The following is a 17,836-nucleotide window of genomic DNA, read 5'->3' on the forward strand; positions in this document are numbered from 1 at the left end:
GCGCGGGCTTCGTCGTCACGCTAGACCCGTGATATGAAGCCCGTCATCTTTGGCCTGTCCGGCCCCGTACTTACCGCCGACGAACGCGCGTTTTTCGCGAGCGTCGAGCCGGCCGGCTATATCCTGTTCAAGCGCAACATCGTCGACCGGCCGCAGCTACGCGCGCTGACGGACTCATTGCGCGAACTGGCCGGGCGTGACGATCTGGCGATCCTGATCGATCAGGAGGGCGGACGCGTCGCCCGCATGGGGCCGCCGGAATGGCCGACCTTCCCCGCCGGTCCCGCCTTCGATGCGTTGTACGAGATGGCGCCGATGTCGGCGATCCAGGCGGCGCGGGCCAATGGTCAGGCGCTGGGGCTGATGCTGCGCGAGGTGGGGATCACCGTGGACTGTGCGCCGCTGCTCGACGTGGTGCAGCCAGACACGACCGAGGCGATCGCCTGCCGTGCCTATGGCCGCGAGCCGATGCGGGTGGCGGCGCTCGGGCGGGCGATGCTGGAAGGGCTGGCGGCGGGCGGCGTCGTCGGCGTGGTCAAGCACATGCCGGGACATGGCCGCGCGCTGGTCGATTCGCATCATCTGTTGCCGACCGTCACCGCCGATGCCGCCGCGCTGGAGGATGATCTGGCGCCGTTTCGTGCACTGGCAGGCGCGCCGATGGGAATGACGTCGCATATCGTGTTCGAGGCATGGGACGCGGCGCGGCCGGCAACGCTGTCCCCGGTGGTGATCGAGCGGATCATCCGCGGCGCGATCGGTTTCGACGGGCTGTTGATGACCGACGATATCGACATGAAGGCGCTGTCGGGCAGTGCCGGCGAAAAGGCGGCGGGGGCGATCGCGGCGGGATGCGACCTGGTGCTCGATTGCTGGGCGCGGATGGACGAGATGGTGGAGATTGCCGGGCGGCTGGGGCCGATCGGCGAGGCATCGCGGGCGCGACTGGACCGGGCGATGGCGAGCGTCGGCGCGGGCGAGGGTGATTTCGACGCGCTGATCGCGACGCGCGACGCGTTCCTGTCGCTGGTGGAGTGACGTGGCCGGCGAGCAGCTCACGCTGGACCTGGAGGGCTGGGAAGGGCCGCTCGACCTGCTCCTGTCGCTGGCGCGTGCGCAGAAGGTGGACCTTCGCCAGATCTCGATCCTCGCATTGGTCGAGCAGTATCTGGGCTATGTGAACCGGATGCGCGCGCTGCAACTGGAAGTCGCGGCGGATTATCTGGTGATGGCGGCGTGGCTGGCGTTTCTGAAATCTTCGCTGCTGCTGCCGCGCCCGCCCGAGGCGGAGCCCGACCCGGAAGACCTGGCGATGCGGTTGCAGTTGCGGCTGGAGCGGCTGGCGGCGATGCGCGAGGCGGGCGCGCGATTGATGGCGCGGGACCGGCTGGGACGCGATGTGTTTGCGCGCGGGACGCCCGAGGGGCTGCGCGTCGAGCGGCAGGGGAGCTGGCGCGCGGATATCTACGATCTTCTGACCGCTTACGGACATGTCACCGCGCGCAATCGGCCGGTGATGCATGTGGTGGCGGATCGGCAGGTAATGACGCTGGAGACCGCGCTGGCGCGGGTGTCGCAGATGGTGGGCGAGCGGATCGAATGGACCGCGATCGAACGGTTCCTGCCCGAGGGGACCGAGCGGCTGCGGCGGTCGGCGCTGGCGTCGAGCTTCGTGGCGGCGCTGGAGCTGGCGCGGCAGGGGCGGGTGGCGATGCGGCAGGATGCGCCGTTCGCGCCGCTCTACCTGAAGGCGCCGGCATGAACGCCCTTGTCCGCGCGGTGGAGGCGGTGCTGTTCGCCGCGGCCGAGCCGATGACGGTCGAGGCGATCCGCCGGCATGTCGGCGGGGAGGCGAGCGCCGCCGAGGTGCGCGATGCCCTCGATACCCTGGCGGAGCATCATGCCGAACGTGGCTTCCAGCTTGCCCGGCGCGGCGACCGCTGGCTGTTCCAGACCGCACCCGATCTGGCGCATCTGCTGCGCCGGCAGCGCGACGAGCCGCGTCGGCTGACCCGCGCGGCAACCGAGACGCTGGCGATCATCGCCTATCACGAACCGGTAACGCGCGCCGAGGTGGAGGCGATCCGCGGCGTCGCATTGTCGCGCGGAACGCTGGACGTGCTGATGGAGGCCGGCTGGGTGCGTCCCGGCCGACGGCGCGAAGTGCCGGGGCGGCCGCTAACCTATGTCACCACGCCCGATTTCCTGGCGAGCTTCGGGCTGGAAAGCCTGCGCGATCTGCCCGGTCTTGCCGATCTGCGCGCGGCCGGGTTGCTCGATCCGGTCGATCTGGGCGCCGAACGGATGGAGATGCGCGCCGAGGCGCCGACGGACGAGGATGGCTGATCCACTGTCACGCCGGTGTAAGATGCCGCGGCGAAAGCGCCTTCATCCGCCAAGCGCACGCCATCGGCCATTGCCCGCCGCGTGCGCAACGCTTACATGAAACTTCGTTTTCAGGAGACGTGCCATGGGCAGCTTTAGCCCGATCCATCTTCTCGTTCTCGCCGTGGTGGCGATCCTGCTGCTGGGTGGCGGCCGTTTTTCGAACCTGATGGGCGATGTCGCCAAGGGCGTGAAGAACTTCAAGAAGGGCATGGCGGAGGAAGAGGAATCCTCAACCAAGCCATCGGCGCGGATCGAGGCGAAGAAGGCCGCGGAGCCCGCGTTCGATCGTGACGGCGAACGTGTTCGCGACGATCGTTGATCTGACCGCATAGCCCGGCGCCCCCATGTTCGATATCGCGCCGACCGAGTTCATGCTGGTCGCCTTCGTGGCGCTGGTTGTGATCGGTCCGAAGGATCTGCCCAAGGCGATGCGGGTCGTCGGCTATTGGGTCGGCAAGGCGCGCGGGGTCGCGCGCCAGTTCCGCCAGGGTTTCGACACCATGGTCCGCGAGGCGGAACTGGAGGAAATGGAGAAGCGCTGGGCCGCGGAGAACGAGCGGATCATGCGCGAGCATCCGCCGGCGCCGCCGGCTGCGCTGGACGATGAGGCGCCCGCAGCCCCGGTGTCGCTGGACAAGCCCAGCGATCATCACGGTGCCACCCACCCCGTTCATGACGACACCAGTGATCGCCCGGTGACCGTCGAGAAGCCCCATATCGTGCCGGCGGCGCCAGGCACCCCCGCGCATACGCCGGACGGAGCCCCGTCTTGACCGAGACCGACGAACTGGATGCCAGCCGTGCCCCCTTGCTGGACCACCTGATCGAACTGCGCCGGCGGCTGCTTTATTGCATGCTCGCCATCGGGCTGGCCTTTGCCGTGTCCTATTATTTCTCGGAGGCGATCTTTGGCTTTCTCGCCCGGCCATTGCTGGCCGTCGGGCAAGGCCGGGTAATTTATACCGAGATATTCGAGGCCTTTTTCGTACAGGTCAAAGTCGCCTTCTTCGCGGCCATGATGATCGCGTTTCCGGTGATCGCAAACCAGCTTTGGCAGTTCGTCGCGCCGGGATTGTATCGCAAGGAAAAGCGCGCCCTGCTGCCCTTTCTAATCGCGACGCCGATGCTGTTCCTGATGGGCGCGGCGATGGCCTATTACGTCGCGATCCCGATGGCCCTGCATTTTTCGATGGGGTTCGACGGGATGGTCGGCGGCGTGCGGCGCGAAGCCCTGCCGGCCATCGGCAACTACCTGTCGTTCGTCATGCAGTTCCTGTTCGCGTTCGGCCTGGCGTTCCTGCTGCCGGTGTTGCTGATGCTGCTGGAGCGTGCCGGGATCGTCACTCGCAAGCAGCTGGTGGGCGCGCGGCGTTATGCGATCGTGGGTGCGACGGCGATCGCCGCCGTGCTGACCCCGCCCGACCTGATGAGCCAGATCCTGCTCGCCGTGCCCCTGTGCCTGCTCTACGAACTGGCGCTCATCGGCATCTGGTTCACCGAGCGCAAGCGCGCCAGGGAAGCCGGTCAGGATGTCGAAACCGTCTGAGCCTTCGGCCCCGACCGGCGGCCTGCCGGTCGAGACCCGGACATAAAAACGGCCCCGCCACACAGTATGTGGCGGGGCCGTTTTGCTTGCAGCCTGTCAGGCTTACTTGGCGTCGTTCGCCGTCTTGGCTACCGTATCGCCGGCCGAGCCGACATCGCGGCCGACGCCTTCCACCGTGTTGCAAGCGCTGACCATGAGCGCGCCAGCGACAAGCGCCAGCCCAACCAACTTACGCATAAGAACCTCCTGAACAGCGTAAATACCGCGATCCAAATGCCTGAGCCGAAGCGTTCGTTCCGCCGATGTTACGAGAAGGTAAAATGATCTGCCGGAGATCGCCAGACACTGCCCCGGCACGAATGCACGGCTCTTAAAACGAATGTAGGCCTGGAAGCGCCACCGGGGGGGGAGGGTTGACGCTTCCAGGCCCATGTCGTGGACAGCGAGAGCGGGGGGGCATAAGATCGCTATCCGGGGAGTAGAACAGGCAACGGGTTCTGGGGTTCCACGCGTTTCGAAATTTTACCGAAAATTTTTTCGGCCCTTTTCCGATGCCTCTATGCCGATGGTCAGTCGCGCCCGACGATCGCGATGGTGATCTCATAGGCACCGGTCAGCGGATCGTGGTGGAGCTTGGCGCGGAGCTGGCGCGCAAGACCTTCCATGACGCGGCCGTAGCGGTTGGTGGCCAGGTCGCGCAGCATGTCGTCCTCGACCAATGCGCGCGATACCACCCGCAGCCGGGCCCGACCCGGTTCCTCGGCGATCGGCTTGACCACCAGACGGATCTGCGCGGTGGGGTCGCAGCCCATCGCCAGTTCGATCGTCTCGGTGATGAGGAAGGCGACGGCGACCGCGACGTCCTGGTTGACCAGCACGGGATCGACATCAAGCGTGATCCCCAGGCCATGGGACTGTTCCGGCGCGGTCGCGCGGATGTTCGCGGCCAGTTCGCCGATCATCGTCCGCAGGTTCAGGCCGCGATTTTCTTCCAGCTCGGCAAAATGGTTGCGGTGTACCACGGCCAGTGCATCGACGCGGCGCTGGATCGAGGAATAGGCGGCCGTCGCCTCCGGAGTCTTCGCGCCGCGGGCGTGGAAGTTGATGAGGCTGGAGATCACCTGCAGGTTGTTCTTGACGCGGTGATGGACCTCGCGGGTCAGCTTCGTCTGGCGCACCAGACCCTCGGCCAGGCCTTCCTCGTGCATGGCCACCGTCTGGGTGATCGCCTGGAAGGTTTCGGCAAGGTCGCGGATTTCCTGCGCCGGCGCCTCGCGCACGGCACTGATGTCCAGCGCCTCGCCGGGCTCATAGGCGGCGACGATGCGGCGCAACTGGCGCAGCGGGCGGATCAGCAGCCGGTCGACGACCAGCCAGCCGATACCGACTGCCGCGATCCACATCAGGATCGGCAGGGCAAGCGCCACGACGAGGGACGAAGTGATCGGTGCACTGCGCATGCTGGTGCGCAGCGACAATCCGGCGATCCCCAGATCGGTGGTCAGCGTTTCCATCCGATCGAGCGGGCCACGGGCATCGATCCGATCGAGGACCAGCGCCTCTTCGCCCCGCTGAAGGACGTTCTCCGCCGGGTCGGTACGGGTGTTGCGCGTCACCAGGGTGCGCAGGAACGACAGGGGAAAGAATGCGCGTGCCGCCGCGCGGCGGTCGCCGGCTTCGATCGACAGGACCAGGCCCTGATCGGGAAGGATGTCGGCGCCGACCGGTGATGCCTGATCGCGTACCGGCATGGCGGCGGGCAACGCATCCCCGCACAGGGCACGGCCGCGACGATCGACGATCTGGAAGCGCGCGCCAGACATGGATTGCTGCGCAAAGACGCCCTGGGCGCGCGCACAACTTGGCAGGTCCAGCGGATCGTTGCCGAGCGCACCGACCGCGACGCGCAATGCGGTCATGTCCCCCGACAATTCGGTCGCCAGCGCGCGGGCATCCTCGTTCGCCGCAACGCGCAGACGACCACGCGCCTCGGCATCGGCCAGACGCGTGGTCTGCAAGGTCGCGAAGATGGCGATCAGCGCGAGCAGCAACAGTGCCACGCTGAGGATCAGGACGAGTTTCGACCCGGTCGTCAGCCGGGACAATGCCGGCGGACGGGAAGGCGAGGCATCGGTATCCGATGCGTTAACGGTGTCGATGGCCATACGGCCCCTGTTCAGTCGAGCTTGCTCAAGAGATCAAGCATCTCGTCCGGAATTTTTTCATCGACCGCCTTCTGGTACACCGAGCGCAACGCGCCACCCATGTCCCGGTCCTTGTCCGCACCCTGCTGGCCTGAATCGCCAGGCTGGCCCGGTTTGCTGGACGGCGTGGTCTTCTTCGTCTCGGTGCCCAAACTCAAAAATTCCCCCTGCACGACCCAAGGACTTGGGCAACAGACGCTGCGATAACGGTTCTCGCCGTGCTTCCGCGACGTGTGCGAGCCATAGTTGATAACGCGAGGAAACCAAATTGGATGTCGATGGTTCCAGCCGCAACGCGAAAATTCCGCGAGGCGTAGGGTTCATCCGGCGTCCGACGGCGATTTCGACGAACGGGATTGAAAACCGGCGGGCCCCCGGACACATGAGAGGCCCGCGATCACGTCAGGGAGTACCGAATACCCATGTCGCTTGGACAGCAACTCGCGCCCCATCTTCCTTTCCTGCGGCGCTATGGCCGGGCCCTGACCGGCAGCCAGAGCCATGGCGACAAATATGTCCGCGCCACGCTGGAAGCGATCGTCGCCGCGCCTGACCAGTTTCCGCGGGACGTCGATCCCCGTCTCGGCCTGTATCGGATGTTCCAGGGGATCTGGTCGTCGGCGAACTATGACGAACTCGACATCGACACCGGCAGCGCCGATGGCGGAGAGGCCGTGGCCCGTGCCCGCCTGGCGCGCATGACGCCCCTGTCGCGTCAAGCGCTGCTGCTGACGGCGATGGAAGGCTTCACCCCCGAAGACGCGGCCTATCTGATCGACGTCGATCCCAGTGAAGTCGAGAAGCTGGTCGCCGAGGCGCTGGCCGAGATCGAGAAGCAGACGCGTGCGCGCGTCCTGATCATCGAGGACGAGCCGATCATCGCGATGGATATCGAGACGATCGTGCGTGACCTGGGCCATGAGGTGACCGGCGTTGCGGTGACCCGCGACGAGGCCGTCGCGCTGGCGATGGAGGATCGCCCCGGTCTGGTGCTGGCCGACATCCAGCTTGCCGATGACAGCTCGGGCATCGATGCGGTCAAGGATATCCTGGCCGAGTTCGAGGTGCCGGTGATCTTCATCACCGCTTTCCCGGAACGTTTGCTGACCGGCGAGCGTCCGGAGCCGACCTTCCTCATCACCAAGCCGTTCCAGCGGTCCACGGTGAAGGCGGCGATCAGCCAGGCGCTGTTCTTCGACGAAAGCACGGTTCCGGCAATTTAAACGATTACGGACCCAAAACGATGTTGGTGCGTTGACGGTGCATGGCTGATCCGAACGAACCCATGCATGTCGATGGCGAGCGCGCTCGGGCAGGAAGCACACCGCATATGACGCGGTATATCCTGCCCGTCTCGCTCGTGCTGGTAATTGTCATCTTCGCCTTTCTGGTGATGCGCTGACCTCCGTCGCCTGCACGCACGACGCTGGCATTCGGCCAGCCGGTTCCTTATGTAGCGAGGGCGTTCGACCGCGAGCGCCTTCGGATGATCGGATTTCCATGACCCAGCCCCAGCCGCGGGACGATTTCCCAGGCGACGCGCCGGTCGAGCACGTTGCTCTACCTGATTCCGAGTTCAAGGCGGAACTTGCGCGAGTCATCCCGCATCTGCGTGCGTTCGGGCGATCCTTGTCCGGCAGCCGCGATTTGGCCGACGATCTGGTGCAGGAAACGCTGCTGAAGGCCTGGGCGGCGCGCAAGCGTTTCCAGGCAGGCACGAACATGCGCGCCTGGACCTTCATCATCCTGCGCAACCTGTATCTGTCGCAGATGCGCCGCGCACGCTTCAAGGGCGAGTGGGACGATCTGGTGGCGGACCGTATCTTGGCGGCACCGGCCAGTCAGGATCGCCACGTCGAACTGGGCGACATGCAACGCGCGTTGATGCACCTGCCGCAACCCCAGCGCGAGGCACTGATCCTGGTCGGCGCGGGTGGCTTCGCCTATGAGGAAGCCGCCGAAATCTGCAACGTCGCGGTGGGCACGATCAAGAGCCGGGTGGCGCGCGGTCGCGTCGCGCTGGAATCCATCCTTAGCGATGGAACATTGCCGTCGCGGCGCGAGCATGAAACGGACAGCAGCAAGACCGCGCTGGACTCGATCATGGGCGATGTGGACGAGTTGAGCCGCGGACGCTGATCGATCGAGATCGTTGACGGGAAGGGCCGCTGCACATTCGTGCGGTGGCCTTTTTCAGTTCGGGCGGGTCGTGGCGGTGTCGAGCTGTCGCAGAAGCGCCATGAAGTCATCGTTCCGGGCCGGCAGCGCGGTATAGGCATCGCGCAGCGCCGCACCGATCGCATCGGTCACCCGCGGCCGTGCGACGATGATGCCGTTACCCTGCTTCATTCCGGATGCTTGCGGTGCCATACCGACTGAACGGTCGGATGCGGCGCAAGTTTCCTGCCGGATGTCAAGAGGCACAATTGCATGGGACGAGGAATGACGAACCGCATCGAGCATGCCGCCATTGCCGAAGCTGCCGCGCGCGCGCGCGCGCATTCGCCCTTTCTCGCCATGCTGATGGAGCGCGAGCCGGAGCGCACGGCCGAGGCCTTTGACGGACGGCTGGACTTCGACATCAGGCGCGGTGCGGACGAACCGGTCGGGCGGCGGCTCCGGCTGGAGCGGCGCGCCTTGGCCCTGACGGTCGCGCTGGGCGATCTGGCCGGGGTCCTGGATCTCGGTCAGGTCACCGGCGCCCTGACCGGTTTTGCCGACCATGCCCTGGATGCCGCGATCCGCACTGCAATCACCGAGCGGGTGCCGGATGCCGAACCGCAAGGCTTCGTCGCGATCGCGCTGGGCAAGCAGGGCAGCGGCGAACTCAATTATTCCTCCGACATCGATCCGATTTTCCTGTTCGATCCGGAAACGCTGCCGCGACGGGCGCGGGAAGAGCCGGAAGAGGCGGCGGTCCGTATAGGCAAGCGCGTGGTGGAGATTTTGCAGGCCCGCGACGGAGACGGCTATGTCCTGAGGGTCGACCTGCGACTGCGCCCGTCGCCCGAGGCGACGCCCATCGCGCTGCCGGTGAACGGCGCGATCGCTTATTATGAAAGCCAGGCGCTGGCGTGGGAGCGGGCCGCGTTCATCCGCGCCCGCGCTGCGGCGGGCGACATCGCGCTCGGCCGCCGGTTCCTGGAGGCGGTGAAGCCGTTCGTATGGCGCCGCACGCTCGATTTCGGTGCGGTGCGCGAGGTGCGCGATCTGACGCGGCGCATCCGCGATCACCATGCGCAGGGACAGGCGTTCGGACCGGGATACGATCTGAAACGCGGGCGCGGCGGCATCCGCGAGATCGAATTTTTCGCGCAAATCCATCAGTTGATCCATGGCGGGAGGGATGCGCATCTGCGGGCGCCGGCGACGCGCGAGGCGCTGGCGCGGCTGGCGGCGGCGGGACGGATCGACGAAGGGGATGCGGCAGCGTTCGGGGAAGCGTACACCCTGTTGCGCACGATCGAGCACCGGGTGCAGATGATCGACGACCGGCAGACGCATAAACTGCCGACCGGCGACGGGCTGGAGCAGGTCGCACATTTGCATGGCCTGGAGAACGGGGCGGCGCTGATCGATCTGCTGGCACCGCATGTGACGCGGGTCGGGCGGACCTATGATGCGCTGGACGATGGCCGCGAGGGTGTCGGCCTGCCGGGCGAGGGGGCGGGGCTGGCCGAGCGGCTGGCGACGATGGGCTTTGCCGATGCGGACGGTGCGGCGCGGCGGATCGCGGCGTGGCGCGGGGGCAGTTATGCCGCGCTGCGCAGTCCGGCGGCGCGCGACGCGCTGGAGGCGGTGCTGCCGACGCTGGTCGAGACGCTGGGCGCCGCACCCGATCCGGCGGACGCGATGATCCGGCTGGATGCGCTGTTCGAGCATATGCCGAGCGCGATCAACATCTTCCGCCTGCTGGAGGCGCGGCCGGGACTGGCGACGCTGTTGATCGCGATTCTGAGCCATGCGCAGCCGCTGGCGACCGACCTGACCCGGCGGCCGGCCCTGCTCGACGGACTGATCGACGCCACCGCGTTCGAGCCGATGGGTCCGGTGCCAAGCCTGGTCGCGGCGATGAGCGGCGGCGATGCGGACGATTATCAACGGCGGCTGGATCATGTGCGGCAGTTGGTGGGGGAGATGCGGTTTGCGCTGGGGGCGCAGGTGGTGGCGGGGGCGGCCGATCCGCTGGCGGTGGCGGGAGGCTATGCGCGGGTGGCCGAGGCCGCGGTCGAGGTACTGGCGCGCGCGACCGTCGATGCGTTTGCGGTACGGCACGGCGTCGTGCCGGGCAGCGAGCTGGTAATCCTGGCGCTGGGGCGCATGGGGGGCGCGGCGCTGACCCATGCGTCCGACCTCGACCTGGTGTACCTCTTCACCGGCGACTTTGCCGGCGAGTCCGATGGCGAAAAGCCGCTGGGCGCCACGCTCTATTATAATCGGCTGGCGCAGCGGGTGACGGCGGCGCTGTCGGTACCGACCGCGGCGGGGCCGCTCTATCCGATCGACACCCGGCTGCGACCATCGGGCACGCAGGGGCCGCTGGTCGTCTCGCTGGAGAGTTTCGCGCGCTACCAGCGCGAGGACGCATGGACCTGGGAGCATATGGCGCTGACCCGCGCCCGGCCCATCTACGGGTCGGCGGCGGCGCGTGCGGCGACGCAGGCGATCGTCGACCGGGTGCTGGCCGGCGAGCGGCCGGCGCGCGACATCGCCGGCGAGGCGGAGGAGATGCGCGCCGAGATGATGCGCCACAAGCCGCCATCGGGGCTGCTGGACGTGAAGCTGTCGCCCGGCGGTCTGGTCGATCTGGAATTCGCGGTGCACCGGGCGCAGTTGATCCACCGGGTCGGGTTCGACCCGCATCTGGGGCAAGCGATCGCGGCGCTGGTGGAGGCGGGGGTGCTGCCGGCGGGGATGCGCGAGGCGCATGACCGGTTGACGCGTGCGCTGGTCGCGCTGCGGCTGCTGGCGCCCGACGGGCAGCCGCCGGCCCCGGCGACGCAGACGCTGATCGCGCGTGCGCTGGGGGTGGCGGACTGGGCGGCGGTGGTTGCCATGCTGGAGACGACCCGGCAGGAGGTCGCCCGCGTCTGGCAGGGTGGAGAGAGCAAGGCATGACAATGGTCGAGGGCGAGGCGATGCCGGCGGTGAGCGCCGTCGCGGCGGACGGCACGGCCGTGTCGCTGGTCAGCCTGCCGCTGCCCGCGGTGGTGTATTTCTATCCCAAGGACGACACGCCGGGATGTACGCGCGAGGCCCTGGATTTCAGTGCCTTGAGCGCGCAGTTCGCGGCGGCGGGGGCAAGCGTGGTCGGCGTGTCGAAGGACAGCGCGGCCAGACATGCGAAGTTCGCGGCGAAACACGACCTGTCGGTTCGGCTGCTCAGCGACGAGAGCGGCGCCGTGTGCGACGCGTTCGGGACGTGGGGCGAGAAGATGCTGTACGGCAAAACCTATATGGGGATCGAGCGTGCCACCTTCCTGTTCGGGCGCGACGGCCGGCTGGTGCGCGCGTGGCGCAAGGTGCCGGGCCATGCCGAGGCGGTGCTGGAGGCGGTGCAAGGCCTGTGAACGCGACGAGCCTGGGCGCGGCCTGTGCGGCGGTGCTGAACACTGCGGACCCCATGGCCAAGGTGCGGATGGCGCGGGAAACCGCGCGGCGCTGGCGGCGCGGGGCGCTGGAACACCGGTTCGACGTGGGCCTGCCCGATGTGCCGGCGCGGCCCGAGCGGCCCGAATTGCTGCCCCCCAACCGCATGCCCAAACGCGGGCGGGGCGGATCGGAGCGCGGCCGAACCGCGCTGCTCCACGCGCTCGCGCATATCGAGTTTTCCGCCATCGACCTGGCGTTCGACATGGCCGCGCGCTTCGGCGCGCAGTTTCCACGCCGCTTCGCCGATGACTGGATATCGGTCGGCGCGGACGAGGCGATGCATTTCGCCATATTGGATCGACGTCTGCGCCGGCTGGGTACGCCGTACGGGGCATTGCCCGCCCATGCCGGTTTGTGGGAAGCGGCCGAGGCGACTGCCCATGATGCCATGGCGCGGCTGGCGGTGGTGCCGATGGTACTGGAAGCGCGCGGCCTGGACGTGACCCCGGAAACGGTGGCGCGGTTCGAGGCGGCGGGCGACACCGCCTCCGCGCGCATTCTGAACCGCATCTATACCGACGAGATCCGCCACGTCGGATTCGGTGCGAAATGGTTCGGTTATGTGAGCGCTGAACAGGATATCGACCCGGCACCGCACTGGCAGGCGCTGGTGCGCCGCTATTTCCGGGGTTCGCTGAAGCCTCCGTTCAACGACTCGGCGCGCGAGTCAGCCGGTCTGACGCGAGACTTCTACGCGCCTCTTGCCCAGAACTGACGTTCCACGGCAAACCTTTGCGCGTCTGGGGCGCGGTGGGGCTGCGAAACAGCGTTGGATGCACGAAGTCGTTCCGTGGGACCTTGCCGCGGGATGACGCAGCTTGTCGGGGTTCGATGATTAGCTTTCCGGTATCGGCCGCTCGGCTTGCAACCCGCCTCCGCGGTCTGTTCGTCACCCGCAACATCCTGTTCCACGATGGTCGCTCGGTTCGCCGTTTCCGCCTGCACGGTCGTGCGCAGTTCGGCGTCGCCACCGCCGGCGCGATGGTGCTGAGCCTGTCGGGTTACGGCGCGATGGCGGCGACCGGCGCGGTCGCCCATCATGACAACACCGCGCAGATTGCGCAGATGGAGTCGCAGATCGCGCGCATGCAGGCGCGGGTCGCCGCGATCCGCGAAACCGCCCAGGTCCACGCCCAGCGTGTCGAGCAGCGCCAGGCGCTGTTGACCGCGGTGATGACCGGCGAGGGTTACAACAAGGAGCTCGCCGCCGCGACGCTGCCGGTGCCGGCGGCCAAGGACGGCGTCGAGGCGCATGTGCTGGCGCCGCTGACCAAGGTCGAGACGCGGCAGGCGGCGCTTGCCGTGCCGGCGCAGGCGATGCTCGATCGCCGCTATGCCGACACCAGCGCGGCCATCCGCAAGCTGGGCCTGAAGCCCGAGCGTGTCGCCAAGCGCAGCGTGCCGGCCAAAGGCGCGGCGATGGGCGGCGAATATATCCCGGCGAACAGTGCCGAGGCCGCCGCCGACCTGCATGCCGACCAGCAGTTCCGGACGCTGTTCCAGAGCTGGAAGAAGATGGACGGCCTGCAGCAGGGGACGATCGCGATCCCCTCGGTCCAGCCGGTCGCCAATCTGCAGTTCACCAGCAACTTCGGCATCCGTTCCGACCCGTTCCGTGGCACCGCGGCGATGCATGCCGGCGTCGACATTCCCGGTCCCGTCGGCACCCCGATCTATGCCACCGCCGACGGCATCGTCTCCCATGCCGACCGTCGCGGCGGCTACGGCAATCTGGTCGAGATCAATCACGGCAAGGGCATCGCGACGCGCTATGGCCACCTGTCCAAGATCCTGGTCACCGACGGCGCGCGCGTTCACCGCGGCCAGCTGATCGCGCTGATGGGTTCGACCGGGCGTTCCACCGGCCCGCACCTCCATTATGAAGTGCGCATGGACGGTCATGCGGTGAACCCGGTGCCGTTCCTGACCACCGCCGATTACCTGCTCGCCTCGCAGGATCACAGTGTTCACCAGATCCCGGTTTCCACCGACGGCCCTGCCGCGCAGGATTGAAGCGCCTTTTGAAAACGCGCTGATGCGCGTTTCGCGGTGCCGGCCCGCTCCCCCACCCGGCCACCCATCAAGGATACTTCGTGGATGGCCGGGTGGGGGAGTGGGCCGGCACCGTCCCAAAAACTCGCTTTTCCGCGAGTTTTTCAAATGACCGCCTAGCGGTGACGCCATTGCCGGGGGGGCGCGAGGCGCCTATCTCCCGGCCATGACCAGTGCAGTATCCGCCATCGGGCTGACCCAGGCCGCCGCCGCGCGCGTCGCGGCCATCGCGGCCAAGCAGAACAAGCCCGCCATCCTGCGCCTGTCCGTCGAGGGCGGGGGCTGTTCGGGGTTCCAGTACAAGTTCGGGTTCGCCGACATGGCGGACAGCGACGATACGGTGACCGAGACCGATGGCGTGCGCCTGGTGGTGGACAGCATCAGCCTGGACCTCGTGCGCGGGGCGCAGGTCGATTATGTCGAGTCGCTGGGCGGCGCGGCGTTCCGGGTGACCAATCCCAACGCGGCCTCGGGCTGCGGTTGCGGCACCAGCTTCTCCGTCTGATCGGTTGTCCGTGAAAATCGTCACCTATAACGTCAACGGCATCAAGGCGCGGTTGCCGCGGCTGATCGAGTATCTGACCGAGGAACAGCCCGATATCGTCTGCCTTCAGGAATTGAAGGCGAGCGACGAGACCTTCCCGCTGAGCGACATCGAAGCGGCCGGATACGGCGCGGTGTGGCATGGGCAGAAAAGCTGGAACGGCGTCGCGGTGCTGGCAAAGGGTGCCACGCCGGTCGAGCGGCAGCGCGGGCTGGCGGGCGAGGACGAGGACGAGCAGAGCCGCTATCTGGAATGCGATGTGGACGGGTTGGTGGTCGCTGCCCTGTACCTGCCCAACGGCAATCCGCGGCCGGGGCCCAAATTCGATTACAAGCTGCGCTGGATGGAGCGGTTGGCGGCGCGCGCGAAGGTGTTGCTGGCCGAGGAAGTCCCTGCTGTGCTGGCGGGGGATTACAATGTCATCCCGAACGACGACGACACCTTCTCCGTGCGCGCCATGGCCGAGGATGCGTTGATGCAGCCGGAGAGCCGGGCGGCCTATCGCCGGTTGCTGGCGCAGGGCTGGACCGATGCGTTGCGCACCCGTGCGCCCAAGGGCGGGGTGTGGACCTTCTGGGATTATCAGGCGGGGGCATGGGCGCGCGACGCCGGGTTCCGGATCGATCATCTGCTGCTCAGCCCGCAGGCCGCCGACCGGCTGGTCGATGCCGGCGTCGACAAGGCGTATCGGGGGCGTGAAAAGGCCAGCGACCATGCCCCCACTTGGGTGACGCTGCGCTGATGCGCCCGTTGCTGATGGCGGCGCTGCTGGTCGCCCTGCCGGGCGTGGCCCAGGCGCAGCGCGATCTGTGCCCCGATCGGCCGGGGCTCAGTTCGCCGGCCTGCACCGTCGATCCGGGATCGGTGATGGTGGAGGTCGCGCTGGCCGATTGGGAGCGGGGGAGCGATGCGGACACCTGGCTGTTCGGCGATACGCTGGTGCGGCTGGGGCTGGACGCGTCGAGCGAGGTCGCGGTCGGCTGGACCCCATTCGGCCATGTGCGCGAGCGCGGGGCCGGGGGCGGGCGTGCCGACCGGGTCGGCGACGTCACGCTGGAATATAAGCGCAACCTGCGCAATCCGGACGGGCATGGCTTTGCCATCGCGGTGGAGCCGATCGTGACCCTGCCCGTCGGGCGGGCGCCGGTGGGCGCCGGCACATGGTCGGCGGGGTTGATGGTGCCGATGACCTACGACCTGTCCGATGCGCTCCAGTTCGAGTTGATGCCGGAGATCGATGCGGCTGCGGACGAGGACGGTGCCGGCCGCCATCTGGCCTATGGCAGCGTCATCGGTCTGGAATATGACGTGTCGGACGCCTGGGAACTGGTCGGCGAGGTGCAGTGGCGGCGGGACGACGACCCGGTCGAGCCCTCGCGGCAGGCGGTGGCAGGCCTTGCGGTGGCATGGCAGCCGAGCGACGAGGTGCAGTTCGACGTCGGATCGGTGTTTGGCCTGACCGGCGGCGCACCGGCGGCGCGCTTCTATTGCGGGGTCGCGCGCCACTTCTGATCGGCCGATTTTGCCACGAATTGGCGGGCCGAACCATCACTTGGCGAGCGCGAATTCGGCCTTTTTTGCAGAAACGGCGGATTTCCGCTGTGTTAGCGAACTGGCACGGTTGCTGCACTGCCTGGGACATCGGGGCGCCGCCCCGGTGTTCAAGGGAGTGACCATCATGTTCCAAGCCAAGCTGATCGCCGTTGCCATCGCCCTGACCGCGCCGGTGGCCGTTGCCGCCAAGGACGCGCCGGTGGTGAAGGCACCCGCCGCCGCTGCCGCCACCGCCGCTGCCAGCCCCGAGCGCGGTACGGCTCGCACCGAGCGCGCCGACACGCTGCGCTATTGCATCAAGGACACGGTCACCGGGTCGCGGATCTCGCGCAAGGAATGCCGCACCCGTTCGGACTGGCTGGCCCGCGGCTTCGATCCGCTGGAAGCGAAGTGACCCGCGGGGCATGGCGCATGGTGGCGGTGGTGCTGGCCGTAACGGCCGGCACCGCGGCTACCGCGGCCAGGCCGGAGCGGATCGACGCCCGGGTGATGGCCGCCGCCCTGGCCGCGCCCGAGGAGCCCGCCCGCGGCCAGCAACGCTATTGCTATCGCCAAGCGCGGGGCGAACGGCCGGTGTGCCGCACGATGCGGCAATGGACCCTGCAAGGGTTGATGCCGGTCACGCGCTGACCGGCACGCCCGTTTACAGGTCGCGCGCGTAGACGTTGTAGGTCTTGTTGACGCGGCTCTGGATCGTCTCGGCGATCGAGCGCATCCCCTGATTGTCATCAAGGATCCAGCCGATCTCGCCCCGGCTGGCGCCGTATTTGGTGACCGAGGCGCGGCGGATATATTCGATCATCATGAAGGCCAGCTGGCTGGCCATGCGCGAGGACTGCAGATCCTTGCGCACGCCCATCAGGGGCACGCGCATCGTGCGCACCTGCGGTCTGCGCAGCCACAGCAGCAGCTTGGCCCAGCCGAAGGGCAGCAGGCTGCCGTTCAGCGGCTTGATCGCCTCGTTCAGGTCGGGCAGCGTGATCATGAAGGCGACGGGCTTGCCGTCCAGCTCGGCGATGCGGATCAGGTCGTTGAACACGATCGGCTTCAGCTTGACGCCGACATCCTTGATCTCGGGCGGGGTGAGGGGGACGAAGCCCCAATTGTCCGCCCAGGCATCGTTCAGGATGTCGAGGATGATCGCGGCCTCTTCCTCGAACCGGGCCTTGTTCACCTCGCGCACGCGGATGCGCGGGTTCTTCTCGCCCGACTGGATGATCCGCTTCACGATGGGCGGAAATTCCTGGGTGATGTCCAGTTCGTAGGTGAAGAGCTGCTTGATCGTGGTGTAGCCCGCGCCCTCGATCCAGCCGCGATATTCGGGCTTGGCATGGCCCATCATGATCGTGGGCGCATGGTCATAGCCATCGACCAGCAGGCCGGGTTCTTCCCAGATCGATTGCGACACCGGCCCCATCGCCCGGGTCATGCCCTGCTCGCGCAGCCAGCCTTCCGCCGCCGCCAGCAGCGCCTGGAAAACATCCTGCCGCTCGGCATCCATCAGGCCCCATTGGCCGATTCCGGGACCGAAGCCCTGTTCGGCGGGCATGGTCAGCGCCAGCGTATCGATATGCGCGGAAATGCGCCCCACCACGCGCCCCCGCTCCTCGGCCAGGAAAAGCTGTGCCTTGGCATGGCTGTACCAGCCGTTCTTCTCAGGGGTGATCAGGCCCAGCGCCTCGCCTTTTAGCGGCGGTACCCAGTTGGGATCGTCGGCATACAGGCGGAAGGGCAGGTCGACGAACGCCTTGCGGTCGCGCTGCGTCAGCACCGGTCGGATCGTCAACGTGTCGGCCATGGTCGTTCCCGCAATCGATAAGTGTCGCGCCTCCTAAACGCATCCGTCGATCATAGCGAGTGAGGATTCCGCCGGCCCGCCCGCGGCGCGGCGCTGTA

At 67.4% G+C, this 17,836-nt stretch carries 23 protein-coding genes; 18 read left to right on the forward strand and 5 right to left on the reverse strand.

Translation table 11 applies throughout. From position 1 onward, the window contains the following. Positions 1-33: 33 nt before the first annotated feature. The 6 genes from GQR91_RS09930 (at position 34) to tatC (ending at position 3,934) form a co-directional block, all read left to right on the forward strand. Entirely contained in the window at positions 34-1,038 is a 1,005-nt protein-coding gene (locus tag GQR91_RS09930; protein WP_149681868.1) for a glycoside hydrolase family 3 N-terminal domain-containing protein, read from the forward strand. Position 1,039: 1 nt separating this feature from the next. Continuing rightward, positions 1,040-1,762 (forward strand): segregation and condensation protein A, encoded by a 723-nt coding sequence (locus GQR91_RS09935; protein WP_149681867.1) that lies wholly within the window; start codon positions 1,040-1,042, stop codon positions 1,760-1,762. Then, positions 1,759-2,346 (forward strand): SMC-Scp complex subunit ScpB, encoded by a 588-nt coding sequence (gene scpB, locus GQR91_RS09940; RefSeq protein ID WP_149681866.1) that lies wholly within the window; start codon positions 1,759-1,761, stop codon positions 2,344-2,346. The genes GQR91_RS09935 and scpB overlap by 4 nt, the downstream gene beginning before the upstream one ends. Before the next feature lie 124 nt (positions 2,347-2,470). Beyond that, a complete protein-coding gene (locus GQR91_RS09945; protein ID WP_112383459.1) occupies positions 2,471-2,707 on the forward strand; it encodes a twin-arginine translocase TatA/TatE family subunit in 237 nt (78 codons plus the stop codon). Between the two features lie 25 nt (positions 2,708-2,732). After that, a complete protein-coding gene (tatB, locus tag GQR91_RS09950) occupies positions 2,733-3,161 on the forward strand; it encodes a Sec-independent protein translocase protein TatB (protein ID WP_149681865.1) in 429 nt (142 codons plus the stop codon). Further along, positions 3,158-3,934 (forward strand): twin-arginine translocase subunit TatC, encoded by a 777-nt coding sequence (tatC, locus tag GQR91_RS09955; protein WP_112383461.1) that lies wholly within the window; start codon positions 3,158-3,160, stop codon positions 3,932-3,934. Before tatB ends, tatC begins: the two co-directional genes overlap by 4 nt. A 102-nt stretch (positions 3,935-4,036) precedes the next feature. On the opposite strand, the gene GQR91_RS09960 is transcribed toward tatC, so the two are convergent. The 3 genes from GQR91_RS09960 to GQR91_RS19535 form a co-directional block, all read right to left on the reverse strand. After that, positions 4,037-4,171: an entericidin A/B family lipoprotein gene (locus tag GQR91_RS09960; RefSeq protein ID WP_149681864.1), complete on the reverse strand. Its 135-nt coding sequence runs from the start codon at positions 4,169-4,171 to the stop codon at positions 4,037-4,039. 332 nt (positions 4,172-4,503) lie between these two features. Further along, on the reverse strand, positions 4,504-6,099 hold the full coding sequence (locus GQR91_RS09965) for a sensor histidine kinase (RefSeq protein WP_149681863.1): 1,596 nt from the start codon (positions 6,097-6,099) through the stop codon (positions 4,504-4,506). A gap of 11 nt (positions 6,100-6,110) precedes the next feature. Next, entirely contained in the window at positions 6,111-6,290 is a 180-nt protein-coding gene (locus GQR91_RS19535) for a NepR family anti-sigma factor (protein WP_112383545.1), read from the reverse strand. A gap of 270 nt (positions 6,291-6,560) precedes the next feature. Between GQR91_RS19535 and GQR91_RS09975 the strand changes: the two genes are divergently transcribed. From GQR91_RS09975 to GQR91_RS09980, 3 genes are all read left to right on the forward strand, one after another. Beyond that, complete coding sequence (locus GQR91_RS09975) at positions 6,561-7,361, forward strand: response regulator (RefSeq protein ID WP_112383464.1); 801 nt, start codon at positions 6,561-6,563, stop codon at positions 7,359-7,361. 41 nt (positions 7,362-7,402) lie between these two features. Beyond that, positions 7,403-7,540 (forward strand): hypothetical protein, encoded by a 138-nt coding sequence (locus tag GQR91_RS19125; RefSeq protein ID WP_162844014.1) that lies wholly within the window; start codon positions 7,403-7,405, stop codon positions 7,538-7,540. 98 nt (positions 7,541-7,638) lie between these two features. Next, a complete protein-coding gene (locus tag GQR91_RS09980; RefSeq protein ID WP_112383465.1) occupies positions 7,639-8,277 on the forward strand; it encodes a sigma-70 family RNA polymerase sigma factor in 639 nt (212 codons plus the stop codon). 54 nt (positions 8,278-8,331) lie between these two features. Here GQR91_RS09980 and GQR91_RS09985 read toward each other — a convergent pair whose 3' ends face one another. Continuing rightward, positions 8,332-8,487 (reverse strand): hypothetical protein, encoded by a 156-nt coding sequence (locus GQR91_RS09985; RefSeq protein WP_160146751.1) that lies wholly within the window; start codon positions 8,485-8,487, stop codon positions 8,332-8,334. A gap of 93 nt (positions 8,488-8,580) precedes the next feature. On the opposite strand from GQR91_RS09985, the gene GQR91_RS09990 reads away from it, so the two are divergent. The 9 genes from GQR91_RS09990 (at position 8,581) to GQR91_RS10030 (ending at position 16,570) form a co-directional block, all read left to right on the forward strand. After that, positions 8,581-11,256, forward strand: a complete 2,676-nt coding sequence (locus GQR91_RS09990; protein ID WP_149681862.1) for a bifunctional [glutamine synthetase] adenylyltransferase/[glutamine synthetase]-adenylyl-L-tyrosine phosphorylase — start codon at positions 8,581-8,583, stop codon at positions 11,254-11,256. Beyond that, entirely contained in the window at positions 11,253-11,708 is a 456-nt protein-coding gene (locus GQR91_RS09995; protein WP_375781559.1) for a peroxiredoxin, read from the forward strand. The genes GQR91_RS09990 and GQR91_RS09995 overlap by 4 nt, the downstream gene beginning before the upstream one ends. Further along, a complete protein-coding gene (locus GQR91_RS10000) occupies positions 11,705-12,505 on the forward strand; it encodes a ferritin-like domain-containing protein (RefSeq protein ID WP_268878314.1) in 801 nt (266 codons plus the stop codon). Before GQR91_RS09995 ends, GQR91_RS10000 begins: the two co-directional genes overlap by 4 nt. A gap of 116 nt (positions 12,506-12,621) precedes the next feature. After that, entirely contained in the window at positions 12,622-13,803 is a 1,182-nt protein-coding gene (locus GQR91_RS10005) for a M23 family metallopeptidase (protein ID WP_149681861.1), read from the forward strand. A 205-nt stretch (positions 13,804-14,008) separates the two neighbouring features. Continuing rightward, positions 14,009-14,347 carry an iron-sulfur cluster insertion protein ErpA gene (gene erpA / locus GQR91_RS10010; RefSeq protein ID WP_149681860.1) on the forward strand — a complete coding sequence of 113 codons (339 nt, stop codon included), beginning with the start codon at positions 14,009-14,011 and terminating at the stop codon, positions 14,345-14,347. Between the two features lie 10 nt (positions 14,348-14,357). Then, positions 14,358-15,128, forward strand: a complete 771-nt coding sequence (gene xth / locus GQR91_RS10015) for an exodeoxyribonuclease III (protein ID WP_149681859.1) — start codon at positions 14,358-14,360, stop codon at positions 15,126-15,128. Next, complete coding sequence (locus GQR91_RS10020; protein ID WP_112383471.1) at positions 15,128-15,898, forward strand: transporter; 771 nt, start codon at positions 15,128-15,130, stop codon at positions 15,896-15,898. The genes xth and GQR91_RS10020 overlap by 1 nt, the downstream gene beginning before the upstream one ends. Positions 15,899-16,064: 166 nt before the next feature. Next, the gene (locus GQR91_RS10025; RefSeq protein ID WP_149681858.1) at positions 16,065-16,334 is read left to right on the forward strand and encodes a hypothetical protein; all 270 of its coding nucleotides are present in this window, start codon (positions 16,065-16,067) and stop codon (positions 16,332-16,334) included. After that, positions 16,331-16,570 carry a hypothetical protein gene (locus GQR91_RS10030; RefSeq protein WP_149681857.1) on the forward strand — a complete coding sequence of 80 codons (240 nt, stop codon included), beginning with the start codon at positions 16,331-16,333 and terminating at the stop codon, positions 16,568-16,570. Before GQR91_RS10025 ends, GQR91_RS10030 begins: the two co-directional genes overlap by 4 nt. 13 nt (positions 16,571-16,583) lie before the next feature. Here the strand turns inward: GQR91_RS10030 and GQR91_RS10035 are convergent, their stop codons facing one another. Then, positions 16,584-17,738, reverse strand: a complete 1,155-nt coding sequence (locus tag GQR91_RS10035) for an N-acetyltransferase (protein WP_149681856.1) — start codon at positions 17,736-17,738, stop codon at positions 16,584-16,586. Between the last annotated feature and the right edge of the window lie 98 nt (positions 17,739-17,836).

The sequence above is a fragment of the Sphingomonas carotinifaciens genome (assembly GCF_009789535.1).
Classification (GTDB): Bacteria; Pseudomonadota; Alphaproteobacteria; order Sphingomonadales; family Sphingomonadaceae; genus Sphingomonas; species Sphingomonas carotinifaciens.